Here is a 24,309-nt window from a genome sequence, read left to right as displayed (position 1 = left end):
TATACGAGCTTTTTACGCAGGATTAAATGCTTGTCTTATTGAGACATTAAGAAAAGGACACGAAAGGTAGCTTAGTTACCCTCACAAATGAAAAAAGAGCCGCAATTGCAGCTCTTTCTAAACTCTCAGTGTTCACTTCTTTGCGTTAGGCAGATAAGGTAGCACTCGCATCGTCGGTTCTGGTAGTGTCATTGTGCCACCTTGCCCTATTTCACTTAGTGCGACTTGTATCTTGCCATTGACAATTGGCTTTTCGGTTCCGTTTGAGAAAATCACTTTATCATTCAGTTGATTTGCAAACTCCATCGTCACACCTTGAACTTCAGGTGTAAACCAACCCGCAAACATACCGCCTAAATCTTCCAGCATCGTCTGCATTTGAGGTAGAAGAGGCTTAAGTTGCTCGTAAGAAACGTTACCCTGTAATGGTTCTTTGGCCATCACGACAAGTGAGTAATCGCAGCGAGTATCTTTTGGAGTATCGACAAAAACCAACGGATTCGCTGACTTTAAGTTTTTATCGACTGGCAGAGGCAACTCTTGTGAAGCAGGGATAACAAACTCCTCATAGTGCTCTTCTTTTTCCATCCAAGCTTTTTCTATTGTACAAATTTGCTTAGTTTTCGCATCCACAAAGAAGACGCCAACTTTCACGTCGTCATGCCCTTCTTTATTGTTGTTTTTGAGTTGGGTGTATAACTTCGAGTACGTGAACATGTACTCTTGAGCTTGGGTTATTGGCGATACAAGAATTAGCGCCGCACTTCCCAATAGACTTAGGCTTAACTTTTTCATTTTATCCGTTATTTTATTGTGTCCAGTAGGCGTTATTATGACGAATCATAGCGCGAAGATCGTGTACATAAGCAATGCCACGTTCAGAATATGCTAGCAATCCATGAGTTAACTCTGACGCCGTTGCGACCGATAACAGGTCTTTGTTCTTTTCGGCTAGAGAAGCTCTGATTTCACGTAGTTCAGCATACGCTGGGTTTCGATTAACATTCATAAAGTAGCCATGAACCGACTGCTGTACAGAATCGAATTTTTCAACTTCATGAACTTTGCCTGCGCCACGTTGCGCAGGAACAATTCCACAACCCTTTTTATAACACCATTGGCCGAACAAGTTGTTAGCTTGAGTGGCAAAACGAGAAGTGCCCCACGCAGATTCATTTGCTGCTTGAGTTAGAACCAGCGCTTCTGGTAAGACATTCACTCGCACAAGCATTTCACCCAACCACGCGTGATCGACTTTGTTGTCGCTCAAAGGCAAAGAATACAGAGCCGCTAGTCGCTGAGCGTACTCTTCTTGCTCTTGAGTGATTTGTCCCACCTTTAAAGAAGTAAGAAACGCTCGTTCATGGCGAATTCGTTGATTCTCAAGTGCTATTTTAGGCCTTAAAAAATCAAAAAACGCCGCTTTTTTCTCTTTGGTGTCTTTTATTGCGTTGAAGTCAGGGATATCACCAATGTGTGGCAAATGAGACAAATCGACATGCTTAATTGTCCCGGACAGCACATCAGGATTCTCAACATATTTAAACTGTTGCTCGTAGTGTAAATACGGTCCAATAGAAATGAAAGTGGCGGCTATACAGGTAGCCGCCACTCGTAAACTTATTGATTTTAAAGAATTAGGCATCAAACACCTGTGAGTTACCATCGTGATCATTGTCGTTTTTCTGTGTTGCAACGATCTTGAGCTTAATTCCAAACATTTCTCGGTAGAGTATGCCTTTCAAATGAAAGAAGAATGGCAACACAAAAATCAAGCCAATACCGTAGAACATCGCAGCGATAATAAACATCAACATCACGCCTAAGTAAAGCCCTGCGACGACAAAAATCTTCTTGTTAATAGCGCGAAGTGATAACAATAGCGCCTGCATTGGTGGCACTCTTTTTTCACAAATCAACAAGATAGAGTGACTAAACGCTAAAGAAAGATACAGGGACAGTAGAGGGAAGATCATACCAACTACGCCTTGCAGCATTAGGCTCATCAGCGTTGCTAGGATCACGGGAATAGTAAACTGCAGCCCTTTACCTACATGGCGCAATTTAGTCTTTAAGCCCGCGATATGGCTCATGGCCATCAAGCTGATCCCTGCATAAATTGGGGCGCTGATCACCTCATAACTAAAGTTCGCGACATAAATAGAAGACACAATATCGTTAGTGAATGATTCTGGATTCTCAAATGCATCAAGAATAACGGTCAGATCACCCAACTGCAGTTGTAATGCGATATAGAAAATACCTAACTGGACAAAAAGCAATACAATAATAGCAGGAGAAAAGGATAAAAAGTGCTGGATGGTTGCTCGCCAAGCTTCATTGAAAACAGCCCCAGCTTTGAGCTCGTAGTTGCCAGACAAAGCTCGCTCTACACTCCCCCCAAGATTGAAATCTTTCTCAAAATCGTCGTTCATAGTTTATCCAAGATTAACTTGTAAAATTTTCACTGGAATTCCAGTCAATTAATGTGGCCGTTATTATAAAGAAATCTTTCCACATCTAACATCACAACTCACGTACTATCCTTGCAATCTCAACTGTATGGTTGATAATTAACCACTCACAAGGTTATGAAATTGAAAACAATTATTGTACAGAGCTTAGTGCTATCAAACTGTGTTTAAATGCCAATTAATCTTATAAAAACAGTATGGTAAGGAATGATGACTTTTGCCTGCAAAATTTTTTCTGTTTCAAGATAAGAAAATGCTTTAATTTCACAATTTTGGTGATTATGATGCGCGCCTCAAAAGTGAATGGCTAGTGTCACATCAGCTGGGATTATTCCAGCTTGAACGTGGGGGAAATACAGACGTTGAACGCAAAACCGCAAGCAGGAAAGCCAGTTATTCGTTTATCTGGTATTAGTAAAAGTTTCGATGGTAAGGAAATCATCGGTAATTTAAATCTGGATGTTAATCATGGTGAGTTTCTGACGATTCTTGGGCCTTCTGGTTGTGGTAAAACGACAGTTTTACGAATGATCGCTGGTTTTGAAGCGGCGGATAACGGTCAAATCATTTTGGATGACCAAGATGTAACACAGGTTCCTGCTGAGCAGAGACACGTCAACACGGTATTTCAAAGTTACGCACTGTTTCCACACATGACCGTTTTTGACAATGTCGCTTTTGGTCTTCGTATGCAGAAAACGCCTGCAGCAGAGATTGAACCAAGAGTAATGGAAGCATTACGCATGGTTCGTCTAGAAAAAATGGCACAGCGTAAACCGCACCAACTTTCTGGTGGCCAGCAACAGCGTATCGCAATTGCTCGTGCAGTTGTTAATAAACCAAAAGTACTTCTGCTCGATGAATCGCTATCGGCGCTGGACTACAAGTTGCGTAAACAAATGCAGATTGAGTTGAAGCAGCTTCAGCGTCAACTTGGTATTACCTTTATCTTTGTAACACATGACCAGGAAGAAGCCCTATCGATGTCAGACCGCATTATCGTGATGCGTGATGGCGTTATCGAACAAGATGGCTCTCCGCGTGAGATTTACGAAGAGCCTAAGAACCTGTTTGTTGCTCGCTTTATTGGTGAGATCAACGTATTCAATGCAACCATGCTAGAGCGCATCGATGACAAACGCATCCGCGCAGAAATTGAAGGTGTTGAATCCGTCGTTTACTACGATAAGGAAGCACAGAAAGGCGATAAACTACAAGTACTACTTCGACCTGAAGACTTACGTATCGAAGAAATCAAAGAGTCTGAAGAAAAAGGCATTGTTGGTCACGTAACTGAGCGTACTTATAAAGGTATGACGTTAGATTCTGTTATCCAATTGGATTCAGGTATGCGTGTAATGGTAAGCGAATTCTTTAACGAAGATGATCCTGATGTGGACCACTCACTTGGCCAGAAAGTCGCTATCACTTGGGTTGAGAGCTGGGAGGTAGTACTCAATGATAAGCAAGAAGATTAATCTTCAGAACGCGATCATTGCCTTAATCGTAGGCTGGCTAACACTGTTTGTGTTGGTACCAAACGTGATGATTATTGGTACCAGTTTCTTAACGCGTGATGAAGCAAACTTAATCGAAATGACATTCACTTTCGACAACTACTTGCGTCTGCTGGACCCACTGTATGCGAAAGTGCTGATGCACTCGTTCTACATGGCAATTGTGGCAACGTTGTTGTGTTTAGTCATTGGATACCCGTTTGCTTATATCGTAGCGAAAATGCCTGAAAAATGGCGTCCGTTTATGCTGTTTTTGGTGATCGTACCATTTTGGACGAACTCTTTGATTCGAACTTACGGACTGAAGATTGTTCTCGGTACACAGGGCATTTTGAACAAGTCGCTGATGGCAATGGAAATCATCGACAAGCCGTTGCGTATTATGTATACCGAAACGGCTGTAATGATTGGTCTTGTATACATCCTACTTCCTTTCATGATTCTGCCGCTTTACTCGGCAATCGAGAAGTTGGACAACACTTACATCGAGGCAGCAAAAGACCTCGGTGCGAACAAGCTCCAAACCATTACTAAAGTAATTCTACCTCTGACAATGCCTGGCATTATCGGTGGCTGTTTGTTGGTTCTACTACCTGCGCTGGGTATGTTCTATATCTCTGACCTTCTAGGCGGCGCGAAGAACCTACTGATTGGTAACGTGATTAAGAGCCAAGTACTGAACGCTCGTGACTGGCCATTTGGTGCCGCGACCAGTATCGCCCTCACCTTCGCAATGGCGGTCATGCTTTACGCTTACTATAGAGCAGGCAAACTATTGAATAAGAAAGTGGAGCTAGACTAATGGGACGCACAGTTAGATTTAGCTTTATGGCGCTGGTATATACATTTTTGTATCTACCAATCATCGTCTTAATTGTTAACTCATTTAATGCCAACAAGTTTGGTATGAAATGGGGTGGTTTCACCACGAAATGGTATGAAACCCTAGTCAACAACGACAGCCTAATGCAGGCTGCATGGCACTCATTGAACGTGGCGGTATTTTCTGCAACAGCGGCTACTATTATTGGGAGCTTAACAGCTGTTGCCCTATTCCGTTACTCGTTCAAAGGCAAAGGTGCTGTAAACGGCATGCTGTTTGTCGTAATGATGTCTCCAGATATTGTCATGGCGATTTCATTACTTGCTCTGTTCCTAGTATTAGGCGCACAGCTGGGCTTCTTTACTCTATTGATTGCCCACATCACCTTCTGTTTGCCATTTGTGGTGGTAACCGTATACAGCCGCTTAAATGGCTTCGATGTGAAGATGTTGGAAGCAGCAAAAGATCTTGGCGCAAGTGAATGGGTTATCTTAAAGCAGATCATCCTTCCTCTTGCAAAACCAGCAGTTGCGGCAGGCTGGCTGCTTAGCTTTACCCTGTCTCTGGACGACGTAATTATCAGTTCGTTCGTAACAGGTCCAACGTATGAAATCCTACCATTGAAAATTTACTCGATGGTTAAGGTGGGTATTTCACCGGAAGTGAATGCTCTTGCAACGGTCATGTTGGTAGTTTCTTTAATTCTTGTCGTAATTTCTCAGTTGCTCGCAAGAGAAAAAGTAAAGTAAAATCCACATCCGTTAACATCACGAAACAGAATGGTTACATGCCATTCTGTTTTTCTATCTACCGTCCAAAATGATTTGGACAACGTTTGGTTTGGAGCTAACGTCAATGAAAAAATGGGCTACTCTATTAGCTGGTAGTGCATGTGCGCTTTCTCTGTTCTCAGGTTCAGCGGCAGCGGACGATAAAGAATTGGTATTTATGAACTGGGGGCCTTACATCAACAGTAATATCCTAGAGCAATTTACCAAAGAAACTGGTATCAAAGTGATCTACTCGACTTACGAGTCGAATGAAACTTTGTACGCAAAGCTAAAAACTCATAACCAAGGTTATGATCTAGTTGTACCTTCAACGTACTTCGTAGCAAAAATGCGCGATGAAGGTATGCTACAAAAGATCGATAAGACTAAGCTTAAAAACTTCGGCAACCTAGATAAGAACTATCTAGACAAGCCTTACGATCCAAATAACGACTACTCTATTCCACACGTTGTTGCGATTACAGGTCTAGCGGTTAACGCAGATATGTACGATCCAAACGACTTCCAAAGCTGGGCAGATCTATGGAAGCCTGAGCTTGAAGGTCAAGTAATGCTGATGGACGACACTCGTGAAGTCTTCCATATCGCTCTACGTAAACTTGGCTATTCAGGCAACTCAAAAGACCCTAAACAAATAGATGAAGCGTACGCTGAGCTACAAAAGTTGATGCCAAACGTTCTAGTTTTCAACTCTGACAACCCAGGCGCACCTTACATGTCTGGTGAAGTGGGCGTTGGTATGCTTTGGAACGGCAGCGCTGCAGCTGCTCAAAATGAAGGCCTAAACCTTAAACTCGTATTTCCTAAAGAAGGCGGTATCGGTTGGGTTGATAACTTCGCTATCTCTTCCGGTGCGAAGAACGTAGAAGCAGCTCACAAGATGATCGACTTCCTACTACGTCCAGAAATCGCAGAGCAAATCTCACGTGATACTGGTTACTTAACAGCGGTAGAGGAATCGAACGCTAAGTTTAAAGATGTTGCACCGCTATTTCCTTCTCAAGAAGATCTTGATCGAGTGGAATGGCAAGATGCGGTTGGTGATCTAACCGTTAAGTACGAAGATTACTTCCTAAAGCTGAAAGCGGGACAGTAATCGAGCTTGTGTAACAAGTCATCGACTAAAAGAAAATAGGCAGCAATACGCTGCCTATTTTTGTAATTGACTGATATAATTATGCGTTGCTAGGTTTATCTGGCTCGATGTCTAGTTTTATCTTCTCACAAAGCGGAGATACAGCCCTCGAGCTAAATAAACAGATTTGTGCTTACTGCGATTTGGATCAACTTGATAACTCCAGCTAGTATTGACTTGTCCAATCGCGAAACAAAACGGAAAACAAATGAAAAGTAAATTCTACGCAAGCGCTCTATGTGCAGCGACGCTCATCGCTACCCCTGCAATGGCTGCTGATCAAGAACTGTATTTCTACAACTGGTCGGAATACATTCCAAACGAAGTTCTTGAAGACTTTACAAAAGAAACTGGAATCAAAGTTATTTACTCTACATATGAATCTAACGAGAGTATGTACGCAAAACTTAAAACCCAAGGTTCTGGTTACGACTTGGTAGTACCGTCTACCTATTTCGTCTCTAAAATGCGTAAAGAAAGCATGCTGCAACAGATCGACAAAGAGAAATTGTCTCATTTTGCCGATCTTGATACTAACTTCCTTAACAAACCGTTCGATCCGAACAACAACTACTCTATCCCTTACATTTGGGGGGCGACTGGTATTGGTATCAATGCTGACATGCTAGACAAATCGTCTGTTACTAAGTGGGATGATTTTTGGGATAGCAAGTGGGAAGGTCAACTAATGCTAATGGATGATTCTCGCGAAGTATTCCACATTGCATTGACTAAACTTGGTTACTCACCGAACACCACTAACCCAGATGAAATCAAAGCGGCTTATGAAGAGTTGAAGAAACTAATGCCAAACGTATTAGTATTTAACTCAGACTTTCCTGCAAACCCTTACCTAGCGGGTGAAGTTTCACTTGGTATGCTTTGGAACGGTTCTGCTTACATGGCTCGTCAAGAAGGCGCGAACATCGACATCATCTGGCCAGAAAAAGGAACGATCTTCTGGATGGACAGCCTGGCAATTCCAGCTGGCGCGAAGAACGTTGATGCGGCTCATAAGATGATTGACTTCTTACTGCGCCCAGAAAACGCAGCTAAGATCGCACTAGAGATTGGTTACCCTACTCCAGTGAAAACGGCACACGAACTGCTACCGAAAGAATTTGCTAACGATCCAAGCATCTTCCCACCACAAGAAGTGATGGACAGCGGTACTTGGCAAGATGAAGTTGGCGAAGCGAGCGTAATGTACGATGAGTACTTCCAAAAGCTAAAAGTGAACAACTAATTCGTTAGTTTTAAAGATATGAAAAAGCGGCTCATGAGCCGCTTTTTTTGTTCTTAATGACAAGACAAAAGCTCTCCTCTGTGAGAATTATTACGCTCTTTCTTTTCCTTCTAGAGCCAGTATCTCGTCAACTAATTTTGGAACCTCGACGCTTGCTTTTCCGTAGCGTTTTTCCTCAAATTCACTTTCTACCGCACTAGGCTCGAGGTTAATTTCAATAGTATGTGCGCCATGCATTTTTGCATCATGAACAAAACCTGCTGCAGGATATACGACGCCAGAAGTTCCGATAGAAATAAATAAATCTGCTTCTTCTAAAGCCGCGTAGATATCCCCCATTCGCAGTGGCATTTCACCAAACCAAACAATATGTGGTCGCATTTGTGAAGGGATCTGACAGCAATGACAAAGCTCACCAGTCTTAATGTCCTCACTATGTTCTATAACTTGGTTTGATTCACTGCATCTCGCTTTTAAAAGCTCACCGTGCATATGAATGACGTTATGGCTGCCGCCTCTTTCGTGAAGGTTGTCTATATTTTGAGTGATGACCGTCACTTTACCTTCTAACTCAGCCTCTAGACGACCCAGTGCCTTATGCGCGGCATTCGGCTGTATCGCATTGTCTTGAAGTTTCTTGCGGCGTTGGTTGTAAAAGTCTTGAACAAGGTCCGGATCGCGAGCAAACCCTTCAGGTGTTGCTACATCTTCAATACGGTGATTCTCCCAAAGGCCATCTTGCGCACGAAATGTTTGAATACCAGATTCGGCCGAGATACCTGCACCAGTAAGTACTACAATATTTCTATAAGGGAAATTCATAACTCATCCTTGCTGTTTTTTCATTAGCTTAACACTGAAAGAATAGCAACAGTAGTAATATGGATTAGACCATGGTCGTAATGGTCACTATTAGAATTACAATTTAAGAGGAACAGCAATGAGACAAGTATCTCTAGCGCTTATATTACTTACGACTTTAGCAGGTTGCCAACTAACCAATGTTGAAGGCGAAGTGGACGACGTAAAAGTAAGAGTCAGCACCAATGACGATAACCATCGTGGTAATGGAGATTTCTGTCCCCCTGGCCAAGCAAAAAAAGGCAATTGCTAAAAGAGCGGCTTTACGCCGCTCCCACATTGGCCTCAATCCTCGTTGGTAGAAGATATTTTATGAATGGCTAGGTCAGCGCCATTGAATTCGTCTTCTTCCGAAAGCCTTAGTCCCATACTGGCATTGATCGCGCCGTAGACTGCAAGTGCCCCAATCACTGCGATAGAAATGCCCAAAAGCGTTCCTAGAAGCTGAACGAGAAAGCTCACGCCACCTAGCCCACCTAACGCGCTTTGACCAAAGATCCCTGCTGCAATCCCCCCCCAAGCACCACATAAACCGTGTAAAGGCCAGACACCTAGCACATCATCAATCTTGGTTTTGTTTTGTAGGTAGGTAAAAAGATAAACAAATAGAACGCCAGCAATCGCACCTGTCACTAAAGCACCGATAGGATGCATTAAGTCTGAACCCGCACATACAGCAACCAAGCCAGCTAGTGGGCCATTATGAATAAAGCCGGGGTCATTCTTACCAGCCAACAATGACGCGACAATGCCTCCGACCATTGCCATCAATGAGTTCATAGCCACCAAGCCACTTATGCCTGACACGGTTTGAGCTGACATGACGTTGAAGCCAAACCACCCCACACATAAGATCCAAGCTCCCAAAGCCAAAAACGGAATATTCGAAGGTGCAAAGTTGGTATGCTTTCCTGCTCGAACTCTGCCTTTTCTCATGCCCAAAAACACAACGGCAACCAACGCTATCCAGCCGCCAACACCATGTACAACGACTGAACCTGCAAAGTCGTGAAAGCCATAACCAAAGGTACTTTCAAACCAAGCTTGAACACCAAAGTTTCCGTTCCAGATTATTCCCTCAAATAACGGGTATACGATGCCGACAGTAAAAAATGTTGCGATTAGAATCGGATAAAAACGAGCTCGTTCTGCGATACCACCTGAAACAATAGCGGGAATCGCTGCAGCGAAGGTCAGCAAGAAAAAGAACTTCACCAACTCGTAACCATTGCCTTGAGATAATGTCTCTGCATCAGCAAAGAAGGTGCCGCCATAAGCGACCCAGTATCCAATGAAAAAATACGCAATGGCGGAAATACCGAAATCGGCCAAGATTTTAACTAAAGCATTAACTTGGTTCTTTTGGCGCACGGTTCCTACTTCAAGAAAAGCAAAACCAGCATGCATCAAAAAAACCATGATTGCGCCAAGTAGTAAGAAAAGTGTGTCGGAACTTTGCGTGAGAGTTTGTACAGCGCCGTGTACCTGATTGGCAGTTACACTCATTATAATTGTCTCCGTTGATCTGTAGCGCACTTATCCTGTGCATCTAAGTTAGGCTCATCACCAATTTGGTGAACTTGATTTATAGATCGTCTAACAGAGCAATTCTCATTCCATAATTTATATTTCTAACACTTACGATTTAATTTATTGTTTTGTATGAACTTTAATAAAATTAGGCATTCTTAAAATGGCGCTTAACACGCTAATAAGTGCACCAATATGGTTTTAGTGCACCAACATAAAGCGCACCATATAACTCAACAAACAGCAAACTTTCTACGATAAACGTAAAAGCCACCCCATGAGAGGTGGCTTATATACGGAATTGCTAACTAAAGGGGTTTATCGAGTGATCTTCCCTGCTTTTACATCTTCTAGCCAACGCCCCTCGACGAGATAAGGAGGAAGCCAACCGGTTTCAATAGATAAACGGTTGCCTTTGTCGTACCATATTAACTTCTACTAAGCGTGCCTATTGTGCTCTTTAATCATTTCTGCGATTTCCTTGCGTCCCCACTCATAAGCAAACGCTATAGCATCCATGTCTTTCATAGATTTACCAGTATATTTAACCGTTGTATCTATACCAGCTTTTAGTAATAACTCCACAATATTTTTATGACCAGCATGGATCGCAGCAAACAATGGGTTGCGGTCTGGTTCAGATATATCCATCACTGCATTTCTTTCTAGAAAATAGGTAAGTAAGTCTAAATGACCTTCATATGCAGCTGTATTTAAGGGAGTTACACCTGAAGGCCCCCCCTTGATATTTACATCAATACCTAGATTCACCAGAAGCTCTACAATTTTATCTTGCCCTTGCTCCGTTGCAATATGCAACCAAGAACCCAGAGGCGTAATTAGATGAAGTAATTTGTCATCTCCTGAGAGAATTCTTTCAACCTCACTCACGTCACCGGATCTAATCGCGGCCATTACATCTTTTGCGCTGTATTCACAGGCCATCTTTATCTCCTCAGCTGCGGTTTTAACCAGTAATTTTAAAGCATTAACTATATCACCGCGTTTACCCAACATTTATCTGTCACTTTAAGAATATCAACAACCTGCCGCAACGCATAAATATCATACTGACCTTCAATCCGATTTGGAGCCCACACTAAGTTCTCGTGGTCAAATATTGGATCAATGCCATATTTCCTCAAAAGAATTTGGCCCTCAGTAACGAGAGCTTGTTGCTCAGCCCCAAGCCCTTCTTAAAGAGTATGTGGATCCGGCATGTCTTTAGGACGAGGCCCCACGACAGACCTTAAATATGCTCCAAAATCAAAGGTTTCATCAGAGTTCTTCGTCTCCAATAACAATCCTTGTAAAATTCGCAAACTGTCACTTTGCTCCAAAGATGTTTTCGTCCTTGATTTTCTGCGATAGCGTGTGCGTTAACAAAATCCTCTATCTTGAAGACATAATGGACTTAGGCCTACTATCCTCTGAACAATTGATATAGCGATAAAAATAATTTTGTTCTTCTCGCAATCAATATGGTTTAAATCGTGCACATATCGAATATGATTTTTAACTTTGGGTTGCAGATAATGCCACCAATGATAGGTCGTTCAACAAACAACAACCTCCCCACCTTAAACGTAAAAGCCACCTCAAGATAGAGATGGCTTATATGCTGAATTGCTAACTAAAGGAGTTTATCGAGAGATCTTCCCGGCTTTTACATCTCCTAACCAACGTCCTTCGACGAGATAGGGAGGAAGCCAACCAGTTTCAACAGAGAAACGGTTGCCTTTGTCGTACGACATACATGCCATGCCAAGCAGAGGGAAATTAATGAACGTGCGGATCCCTATTCTATCTGGTCCTAATTCTCTAAGATGATATTTCTCTTGGAACTGTAGGTTTTTAACGAGCACTTCCTCAAAATCATAACCAATGTCGGTGGTAAGCGCTGCGAAGGTTTCTAGGATCCCCATCGCAATTTCCAACGCCCAATTATCCCCTTGAGCTACCGCTGCGTCCATTGCTGCAACCAGCTTATCAGGATAATCTGATGTGCGGTTATGGAACGACTGAATGACATCTACTAACATGTAAGACAGCTCACCCGCTTTGGTAGAGCTCTGTCTCATCAAAGAAATCGAAAAGTTCGCTAACACATCCATGCTAGCTTTGTCACGAACGATGACAGAGGTAAAATACGCATCTAGCCACATTGAGGGGCAAATGAAGCCTGTTTTTAAAATACCTTCGCCTTTCCATGTCACTTCTGGATAATCAGGTAATTTAATGCTTTGAGGCTCGCTTGGTTTGATGGCCAGTTGATGGTAAAAAGCACGCATCAATGATGATTCATATAGACATAGCGTGCCGATTCTCTCATCATCGTCTAATGGAGGTAACCATGTATACAGACGGAGCTGATAAGAAATACCATCGCTCAAGTAAACCAAGTTTTCTCTTTTTATAGATATGCGCCTTTTCCTTTTGTCTAAATTCTCTTTTATTTCTTCTCGATAAGCTTCTATTTCAAAATCACTTAGTTCAACATGAGCTACTCGTTCAACCTTTTTTACCTTTGAGTTATCAACCACTTCTGAACTCTCCTATATCTCTATCAAACTCTTTTGCTTTGAACTTGGAAACCTTACTGCTAGAGGATATTTCTGCTTGTGTATGTAAAATTTCAGTTGGTGCCTCGTAAATCATATCAAAGTCGCCTGGCTTCGAAATTGAGGCTCTTTGTAACAACAGTTCAAAGGCTGAGCATATATTCCAAAAATGCCTCAAATGTTGTCCATGATTGGGCTTCTTTACCAAACAATTCATCTATGAAAAGGGCTACTTGCCCCGATCTTTCTGATTCATTTGAAAATAAAAAGTAGTAGCCACCTCCGGCATAGCGCTCTAATACGCAACCGCTTTGTGGTATTTTCTCAAAATCACTCGGTATCTCATCCTCGCGAAGTTCAAGAGTGCGCTCAACTGCAAGATAGTCCTCATCTTCAGAGTATCCATAAATCGTATGACCAAACCACTCAACGTAACCATATTTTCTTAGAAAAACTTTATATGGCTCCGGAAAGGATAATCCTAGCTGATTTTCCATTTCATGAATTGATACGTCATTCAACTCTCCAAAGCACTCAAACCCTTCTTTTTCGGTGAATTGATCGAGCATTACGTCTAAGTTTCTCATATTTAAAACTCTATTTTTGATATATGTTTTTGCCTTCATCGTACCAGTGCAATCGCTTATTGTACTTCTGATGAGGCTTGGAATTCATTACCCTGAAGTTATTGAACGAGTTATCCCCTCTCCGAAATAAAAGAGGTCTTATGGTGAATGATTAAATCCGTCGAGAAGTCTTCCTGATTTAATCATTTTGAACAATTGCTTTGAAGTAAAACGCTTCGCTGCCCCTTTTGTAATCGCGTAACAACGACCCCCTCACCATAAACTTATAAGCCACCTCGTAAGAGATGGCTAAAAAATACCCAAGGAGCTCTAAAAAGGACGCCATTCACTTTCTGACTTAAATACCACTCCTGAAAAATCTTTGTTCTCGATTAATTCAGCCAGTTTTTCATCGACACATAATAACCACTCGATAGCATCCAGTTGAAATATAGTTTTCTGCATTTCAATATCTTTCTTAAGGACAACTCGATCAATTGAATCAACCTCTCCATCAAACTCACTAAATATTGAATGATTTCTATCCAGTAAATCGCAAATCGCAAGAACATTTAAAAAATAGTATTCACCAAAACTTTTACCTTGGTAATTAACCTCAATCGGTAGGAATTCAACTTCACTCGTTTGTGTGTGCTTAGAAATTAAATCAGATAACCGTCGACTCACGATTAATAAAGGACCACTAAGAAAACTATCCGCAGGCTTGTCATCTGATATGACATCAATAGTAACTTTTGGCCATTTGTCTCCTAGGGCAACGCCTCCCGTCAGATTCAATCCTATTAATACACTAGACTGCGTTACTTTGCCTTGAGTAAGATCGGAATCTCTATCTACCTTGTTGGTCCAAATTTTAAGTGTCATTACTACTTCCTACTTTTCCATTGCGGATCATCCAATTGCGATCGAGCTTCATTCTTTTCCAGAGCATTCCTAATGTTACTTTCTGTTTTTCCAATTTCATCTACAAAAATCATATCATCGATCAAACCACGACCATACTTAGTTTACAACGCTCTCATTTCTCGTCGAACTAAAGCATCTGAGAACCTTGGTGCCTTGCACTTAGATGTCTACCCACGTGTAAGGGAAGGCCTATTTCGACAGATGTTTTAATATTAGTTGGAAGTGCAATCCCATTTGCACCTCTGTTAATGTTGTAATCAAGTTCGGTAGCTCTATGCATGACCGGATATTCCTGAGCAATATTGATACTAATTTGGTGATTTCCAGCATGGTTTTCAGGTAACCCGCCAACTATTTCGTTATTTAACTTGAGCCCATAACCTCTGCTTAAAGAACCGCCATAATAATTCGCAACACTCCCCCCTTTGAGTTTTATTTAAGGGGATGATTTGGACAATTTCCTCTATACCTACAACATATTGAACTTTGCGTTTACTACCATCTGAATGATTGATATAACGATGAAAGGTAACTTCGTTCTTCTCGCAATCAATATGGTCTAAATCGTATTCATATCGAATATAATTTTTAACTTTGGGTTTTCTGATAATGCCACGAATGATGGCTCGTTCAGCAAACAACAAACTCCCCACCATAAACATAAAGCCATCTCAAGAGAAAGATGGCTTATAGACTGAATTGCTAACTAAAGGGTGTTATCGAGTGATCTTCCCTGCTTTTACATCTTCTAACCAATGTCCTTCGACGAGATAAGGAGGAAGCCAACTGGTTTCAATAGATAAACGGTTGCCTTTGTCATACCACATACATGCCATACCAAGCAGAGGGAAAGATATGAAGGTTTCTATAGAAATTAAGCCCTCTGGCTTATCGAGCCTCATTTGGTATTGCTCTTGGAACTGTAGGTTCTTAATGAGTACTTCTTCAAAGTCATAACCGATGTCAGTTGTCAGGGCCGCAAAAGTTTCCAAAATACCCATGGCGATTTCTAATGCCCAATCATCACCCTGAGAAACTGCCGCGTCCATCGCGGCCACCAGTTTATCAGGGTAGTCCGACGTGCGGTTATGGAACGACTGAATGACATCTACTAGCATATAAGACAGCTCACCCGCTTTGGTAGAGCTCTGTCTCATCAAAGAAATCGGAAAGTTCGCCAATACATCCATGCTAGGTTTATCACGCACAATCACAGAAGTAAAATAAGCATCAAGCCACATTGAAGGACAAATAAAGCCTGTTTTAAAAATACCTTCACCATCCCATGTCACTTCTGGATAGCCGAGTATCTGGATACTTAATTCTTCATTGGGATTCATAGCAAGTTGATGATAACAGGCTCCCATTAAAGAAGTTTCGTAAAGACGTAATGTACAAATTTGTTCGTCTTCATGCGTAGTTTGAAACCAGGTATACCAGCGAACCTGGTCGATGGCAAAATCACCAAGACTAACCAAGTTTTCTCGCCTGACCTTAAGACCTTCTTTTCTGTTATCTAAAACCCGGTTTATAAAATTTTTTTTACTCACAATGGCTTGTGTGTCAAGTTCAGGATTTGCTTTGCGCTCTACAATCTTGATCGATTCTTTACTTTGCATTTTGACTTAATCCTTTTGAATCAATTTTAAACTCTACTACTTCTACTACTACGTCTGAGGGCTTCAAGCTATTCGAGTAAAAGGGCTTAGGTATCTTTAAAAAGGACACATAATGCCAAGTGTAACGCAACAAAACGTCAGAAATGATGACCTAGCTCCCTTGAATCTTAGCGAATTATATTTCCGGCTTTTACATCCTCTAACCAACACCCTTCGACGAGATAGGGAGGAAGCCAACCAGTTTCGACAGATAAACGGTTGCCTTTGTCGTACCACATATTAGCCATGCCAAGCAGAGGGAAATTAATGAACGTGCGGATGCCTATCCTATCTGGTCCTAATTCTCTAAGATGATATTTCTCTTGAAACTGTAGGTTTTTAACGAGCACTTCCTCAAAATCATAACCAATGTCAGTAGTGAGCGCTGCGAAGGTTTCTAGGATCCCCATCGCAATTTCCAACGCCCAGTTATCCCCTTGAGCTACCGCTGCGTCCATTGCTGCAACCAGCTTGTCAGGATAATCCGGTGTGCGGTTGTGGAACGACTGAATTACGTCTACTAGCATATAAGACAGCTCACCCGCTTTAGTAGAGCTCTGTCTCATCAAAGAAATCGGAAAGTTCGCCAATACATCCATGCTAGGTTTATCACGCACAATCACCGAAGTAAAATACGCATCTAGCCACATTGAAGGACAAATGAAGCCTGTTTTTAAAATACCTTCACCATCCCATGTTACTTCTGGATAGCCGAGTATCTGGATACTTAATGGTTCCTTCGGATACATAGCGAACCGATGATAACAAGCGCCCATTAGCGAAGTTTCATAAAGACGCAAGGTACATATTTGCTCATCTTCATGTGAGGCTTGAAACCAGGTATACCAGCGAACCTGGTCAATGGCAAAATCACCAAGACTGACCAAATTTTCCCGCCTGATTTTAAGGCCTTCTTTTCTGTTATCTAAAACCCGGTTTATAAATTTTTTCCGATTCACAATGGCTTGTGTGTCAAGTTCAGGATTTGCTTTTCGCTCTAAAAATTTGACCGATTTTTTACTTTGCATTTTTGACTTAATCCTTTTGAATCAATTTTAAACTCTGACACTTCTAGTTTTACGTCCGAGGCTTTTCCTCTTTCTGGGATGCTGCGTATGTATATATCGAATAGGTCTACCGGATAAAGCGGCATATTGGATTTCGTCGGCAGCTAATTTTTAAGTTGTTCCTCCTTTATTCTCTGACATTAACTTAACTATTTCCGCCGCATATTTACTTGTCCCTTGCTGATATGCTTCATTGCCAATTTTTGCAGACTGCTGGTTAATTTTGGCGATTTGAACGTTATTATACTGAATTACTAACTAAAGGAGTTTATCGAATGATCTTCCCTGCTTTTACATCTTCTAGCCAACGCCCCTCGACGAGATAAGGAGGAAGCCAACCAGTTTCAATAGATAAACGGTTGCCTTTGTCGTACCACATACATGCCATGCCAAGCAGAGGGAAGTTGATAAAAGTTCTGATGCCTATCCTATCTGGTCCTAATTCTCTAAGATGATATTTCTCTTGAAACTGTAGGTTTTTAACGAGCACTTCCTCAAAATCATAACCAATGTTAGTAGTGAGCGCTGCGAAGGTTTCTAGGATCCCCATCGCAATTTCCAACGCCCAGTTATTCCCTTGAGCTACCGCTGCGTCCATTGCTGCAACCAGCTTATCAGGATAATCCGATGTGCGGTTGTGGAACGACTGAATGACGTCTACTAGCATATAAGACAGCTCACCCGCTTTGGTAGAGCTCTGTCTCATCAAAGAAATCGGAAAGTTCGCCAATACGTCCATGCTAGGTTTATCACGAACGATGACAGAGGTAAAATAGGCATCTAACCACATTGAAGGACAAATGAAGCCTGTTTTTAAAATACCTTCGCCTTTCCATGTTACTTCAGGATAGTCGAGGATCTTTATGGTTAATTTATCATTGGGATGTATTGCAAGGCTATGATAACAAGCACTCATCAACGAAGTTTCATAAAGGCGTAATGTACAAATTTTTTCGTCTTCACATGAAGCTTGATACCACGTAAACCAGCGCACTTGCTCGAATGCATAATCTCCAAAGCTAATTAAGTTCTCTCGCCTAATTTTGAGCCCTTCTTTTCTTTTATCTAAGATTCGATTGATATAATCTTTCTCAGAAGCAATGCTATTATCATCTAACCTGGGCCTTGCTGTACGCTCTATAATTTTGGCTGGCTTTTTACCTTGCATTGTTGAACTAACCCTTCTTAATCAATTTTAAACTCAGCTATTCCTACTTTTATATCTGATGCATCTCTGATTTTTTTCGCAGCTATTTTTTCTGTCGTTTCATCTTCGTTTTCAGACATTAGCTTAGTGATTTCTTCAGCATATTTGCTAGACCCTTGCTGATACGCTTCGTTTCCAATCTTACGGCTGCCCATCGGACAGCTACCCCCCTTTGGCCTCAACAATTATAATTTCACCTGGTGGCGGCTCTTCCACCTCGTAAACCATATCAAAATCGCCCGGCTTCGAAATTGAGGTTCCAATATCTTTGGGATGAAGCAGCTCAGCATTAGGACGTTTACTCCGAACAAAGTCATCCGCGGCTAACTCACAAATTTTTGCAGATTGCTGATTAATCTTGGCGATTTGAACGTTATTATACTGAATTGCTAACTAAAGGGTTTTATCGTGTGATCTTCCCTGCTTTTACTTCTTCTAACCAACGTCCTTCGACGAGATAGGGAGGAAGCCAACCAGTTTCAATAGATAAACGGTTGCCTTTGTCGTACCACATACAAGCCATGCCAAGCAGAGGGAAAGAGATGAAGGTTTCTATAGAAATTAAGTCCTCTGGCTTATCGAGCCTCATTTGGTATTGCTCTTGGAACTGTAGGTTTTTAACTACTACTTCTTCAAAGTCATAACCGATGTCAGTTGTCAGGGCAGCAAAAGTTTCCAAAATACCCATGGCGATTTCTAACGCCCAGTCATTACCCTGAGCAACTGCCGCGTCCATCGCGGCCACCAGTTTATAAGGGTAGTCCGATGTGCGGTTATGGAACGACTGAATGACATCTACTAACATATAAGACAGCTCACCCACTTTGGTAGAGCTCTGTCTCATCAGAGAAATCGGAAAGTTAGCCAATACGTCCATACTTGGCCTGTCACGCACAATTGCCGATATAAAATAAGTATCCAGCCACATTGAAGGACAAATGAAGCCCATTTCTAAGATACCTTCACCATCCCATGTAACTTCTGGATAACCGAGTATCTGAACAGTTAATGGATCATTAGGAAACATAGCCAGCCGATGATAACAAGCCCCCATTAATGAAGTTTCATAAAGACGTAATGTACAAATTTGTTCGTCTTCATGTGAGGTTTGAAACCATGTATACCAGCGAACCTGGTCAATGGCAAAATCACCAAAACTAACCAAGTTTTCTCGCCTGATTTTAAGACCTTCTTTTCGCTGTTCTAATATCTTATTGATGAATTCTTTCTCAGAATAAACTCCACTTTCACTCAGCTCAGGATCTGCTTTGCGTTCTACAATTTTGATTGTTCCTTTACTTTGCATTTTAACGTAGTCCTTTGGAATCAATTTTAAACTCTGCTACTTCTACTCTTAAGTCTGAGGGCTTCAAGCTATTCGAGTAAAAGGGCTTATGTATCTTTAAAAAGGACACATAATGCCAAGTGTAACGCAACAAAACGTCAGAAATGATGACCTAGTTCCCTTTGAAGCTTAGCGAATTATATTTCCGGCTTTTACATCCTCTAACCAACACCCTTCGACGAGATAGGGAGGAAGCCAACCAGTTTCGACAGATAAACGGTTGCCTTTGTCGTACCACATACAAGCCATGCCAAGCAGAGGGAAGTTAATAAAAGTGCGGATGCCTATCCTATCTGGTCCTAATTCTCGAAGATGATATTTTTCTTGGAATTGTAGGTTTTTGACTAGCACTTCCTCAAAGTCATAACCAATGTTAGTAGTGAGCGCTGCGAAGGTTTCTAGGATCCCCATCGCAATTTCCGACGCCCAGTTATCCCCTTGAGTTACCGCTGCGTCCATTGCTGCAACCAGCTTGTCAGGATAACCCGATGTGCGATTGTGGAACGACTGAATGACGTCTACTAGCATATAAGACAGCTCACCCGCTTTGGTAGAGCTCTGTCTCATCAAAGAAATCGGAAAGTTCGCCAATACGTCCAAGCTAGGTTTATCACGAACGATGACAGAGGTAAAATACGCATCTAGCCACATTGAAGGACAAATGAAACCTGTTTTTAAAATACCTTCGCCTTTCCAAGTTATTTCAGGATGATCAGGTACCTTAACCGTCAAAGGGCTTTCAGGTTTTTGAGCTAGTCGATGATAGCTAGCTTGCATTATCGAGGCTTCAAATAGACGCAGCGTTCCTATTCGGTCATTTAGTTCAGACACTGGAAACAAAGTATATAACCTAACTTGCTCCCAAACCCCGTCTGTTAGATATATCAAGTTTTCGCGCTTTATTGTGATACGATGTTTTCTTTTCTCTAAGTTTTTTTCTATTTGTTTTGTATAGTAATTAAGTTCCTCAGTATTCAACTCGTAGGCTGCTTTTCTATTTATCTTTTTCATACTAACTTTACTTCCCTTAACCTAATTCTTCGAGGCTAATATCAAACTCTTTTACATTCACTTTAGATACGCCATCTGAAGCATCAATTTCTGCTAGGGTATGTAAACACCTGTCTAGAATATCATCTTGCACTGCTGATGTAATTTCGTCTGCAGCAGCTCTTTCTGTTGTACCAGCTTTTTGTTCAGACATTAATTTAACGATTTCCGCCGCATATTTGCTTGTCCCTTGCTGATATTCTTCATTGCCAATTTTACGACTGCCGAGCGGCCTGCTGCCACCCTTAGCCTCGACGATGATGATTTCTTCAGTATCATCTGAGAGGTACACCATATTGAAATCACCTGGTTTCGATCCCTAAGTTGCAAGGTCTTTGGGATGGCTCAACTTAGCATTAGGGCGTATATTCCGAATAAAGTCATCCGCGACCAACTCACCAATTTTTGCAGACTGCTGGTTAATATTACCAATTTGAGCGTGATACCCCTCTTCGCCAGCTCGAACGTCCATTGCCTCTTGACGCTCTTTCAAGCATTCATCAATTTTTGCTTTGTTTCTTTCTGTTAGCTCATCATCACTCGTATTGAGTTCAGACTTTTTTATACTATGCCAGCATTGGCTACCCCAAACCTGTTGGGTCAATCCACTGGATATGGTGGACTACATATTGGTAATGCCACCAATGATGGAGGGTTCAACAAACAACAAGCTCCCCACCTCAAACATAAAAGCCACCCCATAAGAGATGGCTTATATATTGATTTGCTAAAGGAGTTTATCGAGTGATCTTCCCTGCTTTTACATCTTCTAGCCAACGCCCCTCGACGAGATAAGGAGGAAGCCAACCGGTTTTAATAGATAAACGGTTGCCTTTGTCGTACCACATACAGGCTATGCCAAGAAGAGGGAAAGATATGAAAGTTTCTATAGAAATCAAGTCCTCTGGTTTATCAAGCCTCATTTGGTATTGCTCTTGGAACTGTAGGTTCTTAACTAATACCTCTTCAAAGTCATAACCGATGTCAGTTGTCAGGGCAGCAAAAGTTTCCAAAATACCCATGGCGATTTCCAACGCCCAGTTATTCCCTTGAGCTACCGCTGCGTCCATTGCTGCGACGAGTTTATCAGGATAGTCCGATGTGCGATTATGAAACGACTGGATGACATCTACTAACATGTAAGACAGCTCACCCGCTTTAGTAGAGCTCTGTCTCATCAAAGAAATCGGAAAGTTCGCCAATGCGTCTAAACTTGGCCTGTCACGCACAATTGCCGATATAAAATACATATCAATCCATCTATTAGGATTTATGCACCCCGTTTTTAAAATACCTTCCCCGTCCCACTTTACTTCAGGATAGTCGAGAATCTTTATAGTTAATTCATCATTGGGATTCCTAGCAAGTCGATGATAACAAGCGCCCATTAGAGAAGTTTCGTAAAGACGTAATGTACAAATTTGTTCGTCTTCATGCGAGGTTTGAAACCAGGTATACCAGCGAACCTGGTCAATGGCGAAATCACCAAGACTGACCAGGTTTTCCCGCCGGATTTTAAGGCCTTCTTTTCTTTTATCTAATATTTTATTGATAAATTCTTTCTCAGAAGAAACCCCACTTTCACTCAACTCAGGGGTTGCTTTGCGTTCTACAACTTTACTTTGCATTTAAATTAGTCCTTTAGAATTAATTTTAAACTCTGCCACTTTTAGTTTTACACCCTATGCATCCCCGTTCTCTGGAATGCATGCTTGAGTATGTATATCGAAGAGGTACGCCGGATAAAGCTGCATCTTAGCTTTGCTTGCTGTTATTTTTCAGTCCTTCTTTTTTCAGACATTAGGTTGGTGATTTCTGCAATGTATTCCGTTGTCCCTTACTGATATACCATATTTCCAATCTTACGGCTGCCCAGCGGGCCGCTATCCCCTTTGGCCTCAACAATTATAATTTCACCTGGTGGAGACTCTTCCACATCGTAAACCATATCAAACTCGCCCGGCTTCGAAATTGAGGTTCCAATATCTTTGGGATAAAGCAGCTTAGCATTAGGACGCTTACTCCGGACAAAGTCATCTGCGGCCAACTCACCAATTTCTGCAGATTGCCGATTAATCTTGGCGATTTGAACGTTATTATACTGAATTGCTAACTAAAGGGGTTTATCGAGTGATCTTCCCTGCTTTTACTTCTTCTAGCCAACGTCCTTCGACGAGATAGGGAGGAAGCCAACCAGTTTCAACTGATAAACGGTTGCCTTTGTCGTACCACGTGCAAGCCATGCCAAGAAGAGGGAAGTTAATAAAAGTGCGGATGCCTGTCCTATCTGGTCCTAATTCTCGAAGATGATATTTTTCTTGGAATTGTAGGTTTTTGACTAGCACTTCCTCAAAGTCATAACCAATGTTAGTAGTGAGCGCTGCGAAGGTCTCTAGGATCCCCATCGCAATTTCCGACGCCCAGTTATCCCCTTGAGCTACCGCTGCGTCCATTGCTGCGACGAGTTTATCAGGATAATCCGATGTGCGATTGTGGAACGACTGAATGACGTCTACTAGCATATAAGACAGCTCACCCGCTTGGGTAGAGCTCTGTCTCATCAAAGAAATCGGAAAGTTCGCCAATACATCCATGCTGGGTTTATCACGCACAATCACCGAAGTAAAATAAGCATCTAGCCACATTGAAGGACAAATGAAGCCTGTTTTTAAAATACCTTCACCATCCCATGTTACTTCTGGACAATCGGGTAATTTTAAACGTTGAGGCTCATTTGGGTTCAGCACTAACTGATGATAAAAAGATCTCATCACAGATGCTTCGTAGAGACAAAGAGTTCCGATTTGCTCATTTGGTATAGATTGAGGTAACCATGTATACCACCTTACTATCTCTTCATAGGAATCGACCATATCCACAAGGTTTTCTCTTCTAATCAAGAGTCTTCGTTTTCTTTTATCTAAATCATCGTTTATCTCTTCCACCAATTCTAATTCATGCTCCTGATTTAATTTAGGGTTAGCCTTTCGCTCAATTTGCATAATCACGTTGCAAGACCTCGCTTCCATTTTCCTTGGTTAATTGAGAACTCCTTGACTCGCACTTTAGCAACCTTTTTGTTGATTGGAGTTTGCACATGTAAATATCTGATCGGGATACCATCGTACATTGCCTTTTTAATTTGATTTCCTGCTCGTCTTTCCTTCGTCCCCATTGCATTAACTTTGTTATTGCTGCCGCATACTCAGTTTTCCCTTGTTGATATGCTTCGTTTCCTATTTTTCTGCTACCTAACTGACTTCCACCACCCTTAGCCTCACAATGATAGTTTCATCTGGTGGTGGCTCTTCCACCTAGTAAATCATATCAAACTCGCCCGGCTTCGAAATTGAGGTTCCAATATCTTTGGGATGAAGCAGCTTAGCATTAGGACGTTTACTCCGAACAAAGTCATCCGCGACCAACTCACCAATTTTTGCTTTGTTTCTTTCTGTTAGCTCATCATCACTCGTATTGAGTTCAGACTTTTTTATACTATGCCAGCATTGGCTACCCCAAACCTGTTGGGTCAATCCACTGGATATGGTGGA

At 41.8% G+C, this 24,309-nt stretch carries 26 protein-coding genes and 1 pseudogene; 6 read left to right on the top strand and 21 right to left on the bottom strand.

What is annotated here, in order from left to right; genetic code table 11:
• Positions 1–132 precede the first annotated feature (132 nt).
• Genes NL645_RS18685 through NL645_RS18675 form a run of 3 tightly spaced genes read right to left on the bottom strand, consistent with a single transcriptional unit; the run spans position 133 to position 2,435 of the window.
• Positions 133–795, bottom strand: coding sequence for a DUF2987 domain-containing protein (locus NL645_RS18685; protein WP_074190133.1), 663 nt, complete (start codon positions 793–795; stop codon positions 133–135).
• A gap of 13 nt (positions 796–808) precedes the next feature.
• The gene (locus NL645_RS18680) at positions 809–1,645 is read right to left on the bottom strand and encodes a glucosaminidase domain-containing protein (protein ID WP_139059771.1); all 837 of its coding nucleotides are present in this window, start codon (positions 1,643–1,645) and stop codon (positions 809–811) included.
• Complete coding sequence (locus NL645_RS18675) at positions 1,638–2,435, bottom strand: hypothetical protein (protein WP_005396476.1); 798 nt, start codon at positions 2,433–2,435, stop codon at positions 1,638–1,640. Before NL645_RS18675 ends, NL645_RS18680 begins: the two co-directional genes overlap by 8 nt.
• A 401-nt stretch (positions 2,436–2,836) precedes the next feature.
• On the opposite strand from NL645_RS18675, the gene potA reads away from it, so the two are divergent.
• The 5 genes from potA to NL645_RS18650 all read left to right on the top strand — a co-directional run bounded on the left by potA (position 2,837) and on the right by NL645_RS18650 (position 7,986).
• Positions 2,837–3,952 carry a spermidine/putrescine ABC transporter ATP-binding protein PotA gene (gene potA, locus NL645_RS18670; RefSeq protein ID WP_005396475.1) on the top strand — a complete coding sequence of 372 codons (1,116 nt, stop codon included), beginning with the start codon at positions 2,837–2,839 and terminating at the stop codon, positions 3,950–3,952.
• Positions 3,933–4,793, top strand: coding sequence for a spermidine/putrescine ABC transporter permease PotB (potB, locus tag NL645_RS18665; RefSeq protein WP_012841831.1), 861 nt, complete (start codon positions 3,933–3,935; stop codon positions 4,791–4,793). Before potA ends, potB begins: the two co-directional genes overlap by 20 nt.
• Positions 4,793–5,563: a spermidine/putrescine ABC transporter permease PotC gene (gene potC, locus NL645_RS18660; protein ID WP_253652195.1), complete on the top strand. Its 771-nt coding sequence runs from the start codon at positions 4,793–4,795 to the stop codon at positions 5,561–5,563. The genes potB and potC overlap by 1 nt, the downstream gene beginning before the upstream one ends.
• Positions 5,564–5,669: 106 nt before the next feature.
• The gene (locus NL645_RS18655; protein WP_012841832.1) at positions 5,670–6,701 is read left to right on the top strand and encodes an extracellular solute-binding protein; all 1,032 of its coding nucleotides are present in this window, start codon (positions 5,670–5,672) and stop codon (positions 6,699–6,701) included.
• A 247-nt stretch (positions 6,702–6,948) separates the two neighbouring features.
• Positions 6,949–7,986: an extracellular solute-binding protein gene (locus tag NL645_RS18650; RefSeq protein ID WP_046875295.1), complete on the top strand. Its 1,038-nt coding sequence runs from the start codon at positions 6,949–6,951 to the stop codon at positions 7,984–7,986.
• A gap of 90 nt (positions 7,987–8,076) precedes the next feature.
• Here NL645_RS18650 and cobB read toward each other — a convergent pair whose 3' ends face one another.
• Complete coding sequence (cobB, locus tag NL645_RS18645; protein ID WP_046875294.1) at positions 8,077–8,808, bottom strand: Sir2 family NAD+-dependent deacetylase; 732 nt, start codon at positions 8,806–8,808, stop codon at positions 8,077–8,079.
• A gap of 118 nt (positions 8,809–8,926) precedes the next feature.
• Between cobB and NL645_RS18640 the strand changes: the two genes are divergently transcribed.
• Positions 8,927–9,100, top strand: coding sequence for a hypothetical protein (locus tag NL645_RS18640; RefSeq protein ID WP_012841833.1), 174 nt, complete (start codon positions 8,927–8,929; stop codon positions 9,098–9,100).
• A 32-nt stretch (positions 9,101–9,132) separates the two neighbouring features.
• Here NL645_RS18640 and NL645_RS18635 read toward each other — a convergent pair whose 3' ends face one another.
• The 17 genes and pseudogenes from NL645_RS18635 to NL645_RS23205 form a co-directional block, all read right to left on the bottom strand.
• A complete protein-coding gene (locus NL645_RS18635) occupies positions 9,133–10,353 on the bottom strand; it encodes an ammonium transporter (protein ID WP_046875293.1) in 1,221 nt (406 codons plus the stop codon).
• Positions 10,354–10,815: 462 nt separating this feature from the next.
• On the bottom strand, positions 10,816–11,394 hold the full coding sequence (locus tag NL645_RS18630) for an ankyrin repeat domain-containing protein (protein ID WP_240312153.1): 579 nt from the start codon (positions 11,392–11,394) through the stop codon (positions 10,816–10,818).
• 626 nt (positions 11,395–12,020) lie between these two features.
• Positions 12,021–12,854, bottom strand: a complete 834-nt coding sequence (locus tag NL645_RS18625) for an immunity 49 family protein (RefSeq protein WP_226977496.1) — start codon at positions 12,852–12,854, stop codon at positions 12,021–12,023.
• Between the two features lie 227 nt (positions 12,855–13,081).
• Entirely contained in the window at positions 13,082–13,525 is a 444-nt protein-coding gene (locus tag NL645_RS18620; protein WP_046875291.1) for an SMI1/KNR4 family protein, read from the bottom strand.
• Positions 13,526–13,834: 309 nt separating this feature from the next.
• Positions 13,835–14,389 (bottom strand): DUF1629 domain-containing protein, encoded by a 555-nt coding sequence (locus NL645_RS18615; protein ID WP_046875290.1) that lies wholly within the window; start codon positions 14,387–14,389, stop codon positions 13,835–13,837.
• Positions 14,390–14,558: 169 nt separating this feature from the next.
• Positions 14,559–14,711, bottom strand: a complete 153-nt coding sequence (locus NL645_RS18610) for an AHH domain-containing protein (RefSeq protein ID WP_080936776.1) — start codon at positions 14,709–14,711, stop codon at positions 14,559–14,561.
• 436 nt (positions 14,712–15,147) lie between these two features.
• Positions 15,148–16,050, bottom strand: coding sequence for an immunity 49 family protein (locus NL645_RS18605; protein WP_046875289.1), 903 nt, complete (start codon positions 16,048–16,050; stop codon positions 15,148–15,150).
• A gap of 167 nt (positions 16,051–16,217) precedes the next feature.
• Positions 16,218–17,117, bottom strand: coding sequence for an immunity 49 family protein (locus NL645_RS18600; protein WP_253652194.1), 900 nt, complete (start codon positions 17,115–17,117; stop codon positions 16,218–16,220).
• A 307-nt stretch (positions 17,118–17,424) separates the two neighbouring features.
• Positions 17,425–18,324, bottom strand: coding sequence for an immunity 49 family protein (locus NL645_RS18595; protein WP_046875287.1), 900 nt, complete (start codon positions 18,322–18,324; stop codon positions 17,425–17,427).
• A gap of 17 nt (positions 18,325–18,341) precedes the next feature.
• Positions 18,342–18,720: pseudogene (locus tag NL645_RS18590) on the bottom strand (hypothetical protein); the annotation flags it as partial.
• 46 nt (positions 18,721–18,766) lie between these two features.
• Entirely contained in the window at positions 18,767–19,669 is a 903-nt protein-coding gene (locus NL645_RS18585; RefSeq protein WP_046875286.1) for an immunity 49 family protein, read from the bottom strand.
• Positions 19,670–19,837: 168 nt separating this feature from the next.
• Positions 19,838–20,719, bottom strand: coding sequence for an immunity 49 family protein (locus NL645_RS18580; RefSeq protein ID WP_104969450.1), 882 nt, complete (start codon positions 20,717–20,719; stop codon positions 19,838–19,840).
• A gap of 16 nt (positions 20,720–20,735) precedes the next feature.
• On the bottom strand, positions 20,736–21,053 hold the full coding sequence (locus NL645_RS23215) for a hypothetical protein (protein ID WP_046875285.1): 318 nt from the start codon (positions 21,051–21,053) through the stop codon (positions 20,736–20,738).
• A gap of 24 nt (positions 21,054–21,077) precedes the next feature.
• Positions 21,078–21,362, bottom strand: coding sequence for a hypothetical protein (locus NL645_RS23210; RefSeq protein ID WP_338328690.1), 285 nt, complete (start codon positions 21,360–21,362; stop codon positions 21,078–21,080).
• A 133-nt stretch (positions 21,363–21,495) separates the two neighbouring features.
• The gene (locus tag NL645_RS18570) at positions 21,496–22,386 is read right to left on the bottom strand and encodes an immunity 49 family protein (RefSeq protein ID WP_253652193.1); all 891 of its coding nucleotides are present in this window, start codon (positions 22,384–22,386) and stop codon (positions 21,496–21,498) included.
• A 495-nt stretch (positions 22,387–22,881) separates the two neighbouring features.
• Complete coding sequence (locus NL645_RS18565; protein ID WP_253652229.1) at positions 22,882–23,760, bottom strand: immunity 49 family protein; 879 nt, start codon at positions 23,758–23,760, stop codon at positions 22,882–22,884.
• Positions 23,761–24,072: 312 nt separating this feature from the next.
• The coding region (locus NL645_RS23205; RefSeq protein WP_367618300.1) for a hypothetical protein at positions 24,073–24,309 on the bottom strand (237 nt) is incomplete at its 5' end.

It is taken from the genome of Vibrio sp. Y51_MX_L26 (assembly GCF_024181935.1).
GTDB classification, from domain to species: Bacteria; Pseudomonadota; Gammaproteobacteria; order Enterobacterales; family Vibrionaceae; genus Vibrio; species Vibrio diabolicus.
The sequence above is the reverse complement of the archived record's forward strand: the minus strand, read 5'-3'. Positions and strand labels throughout refer to the sequence as shown.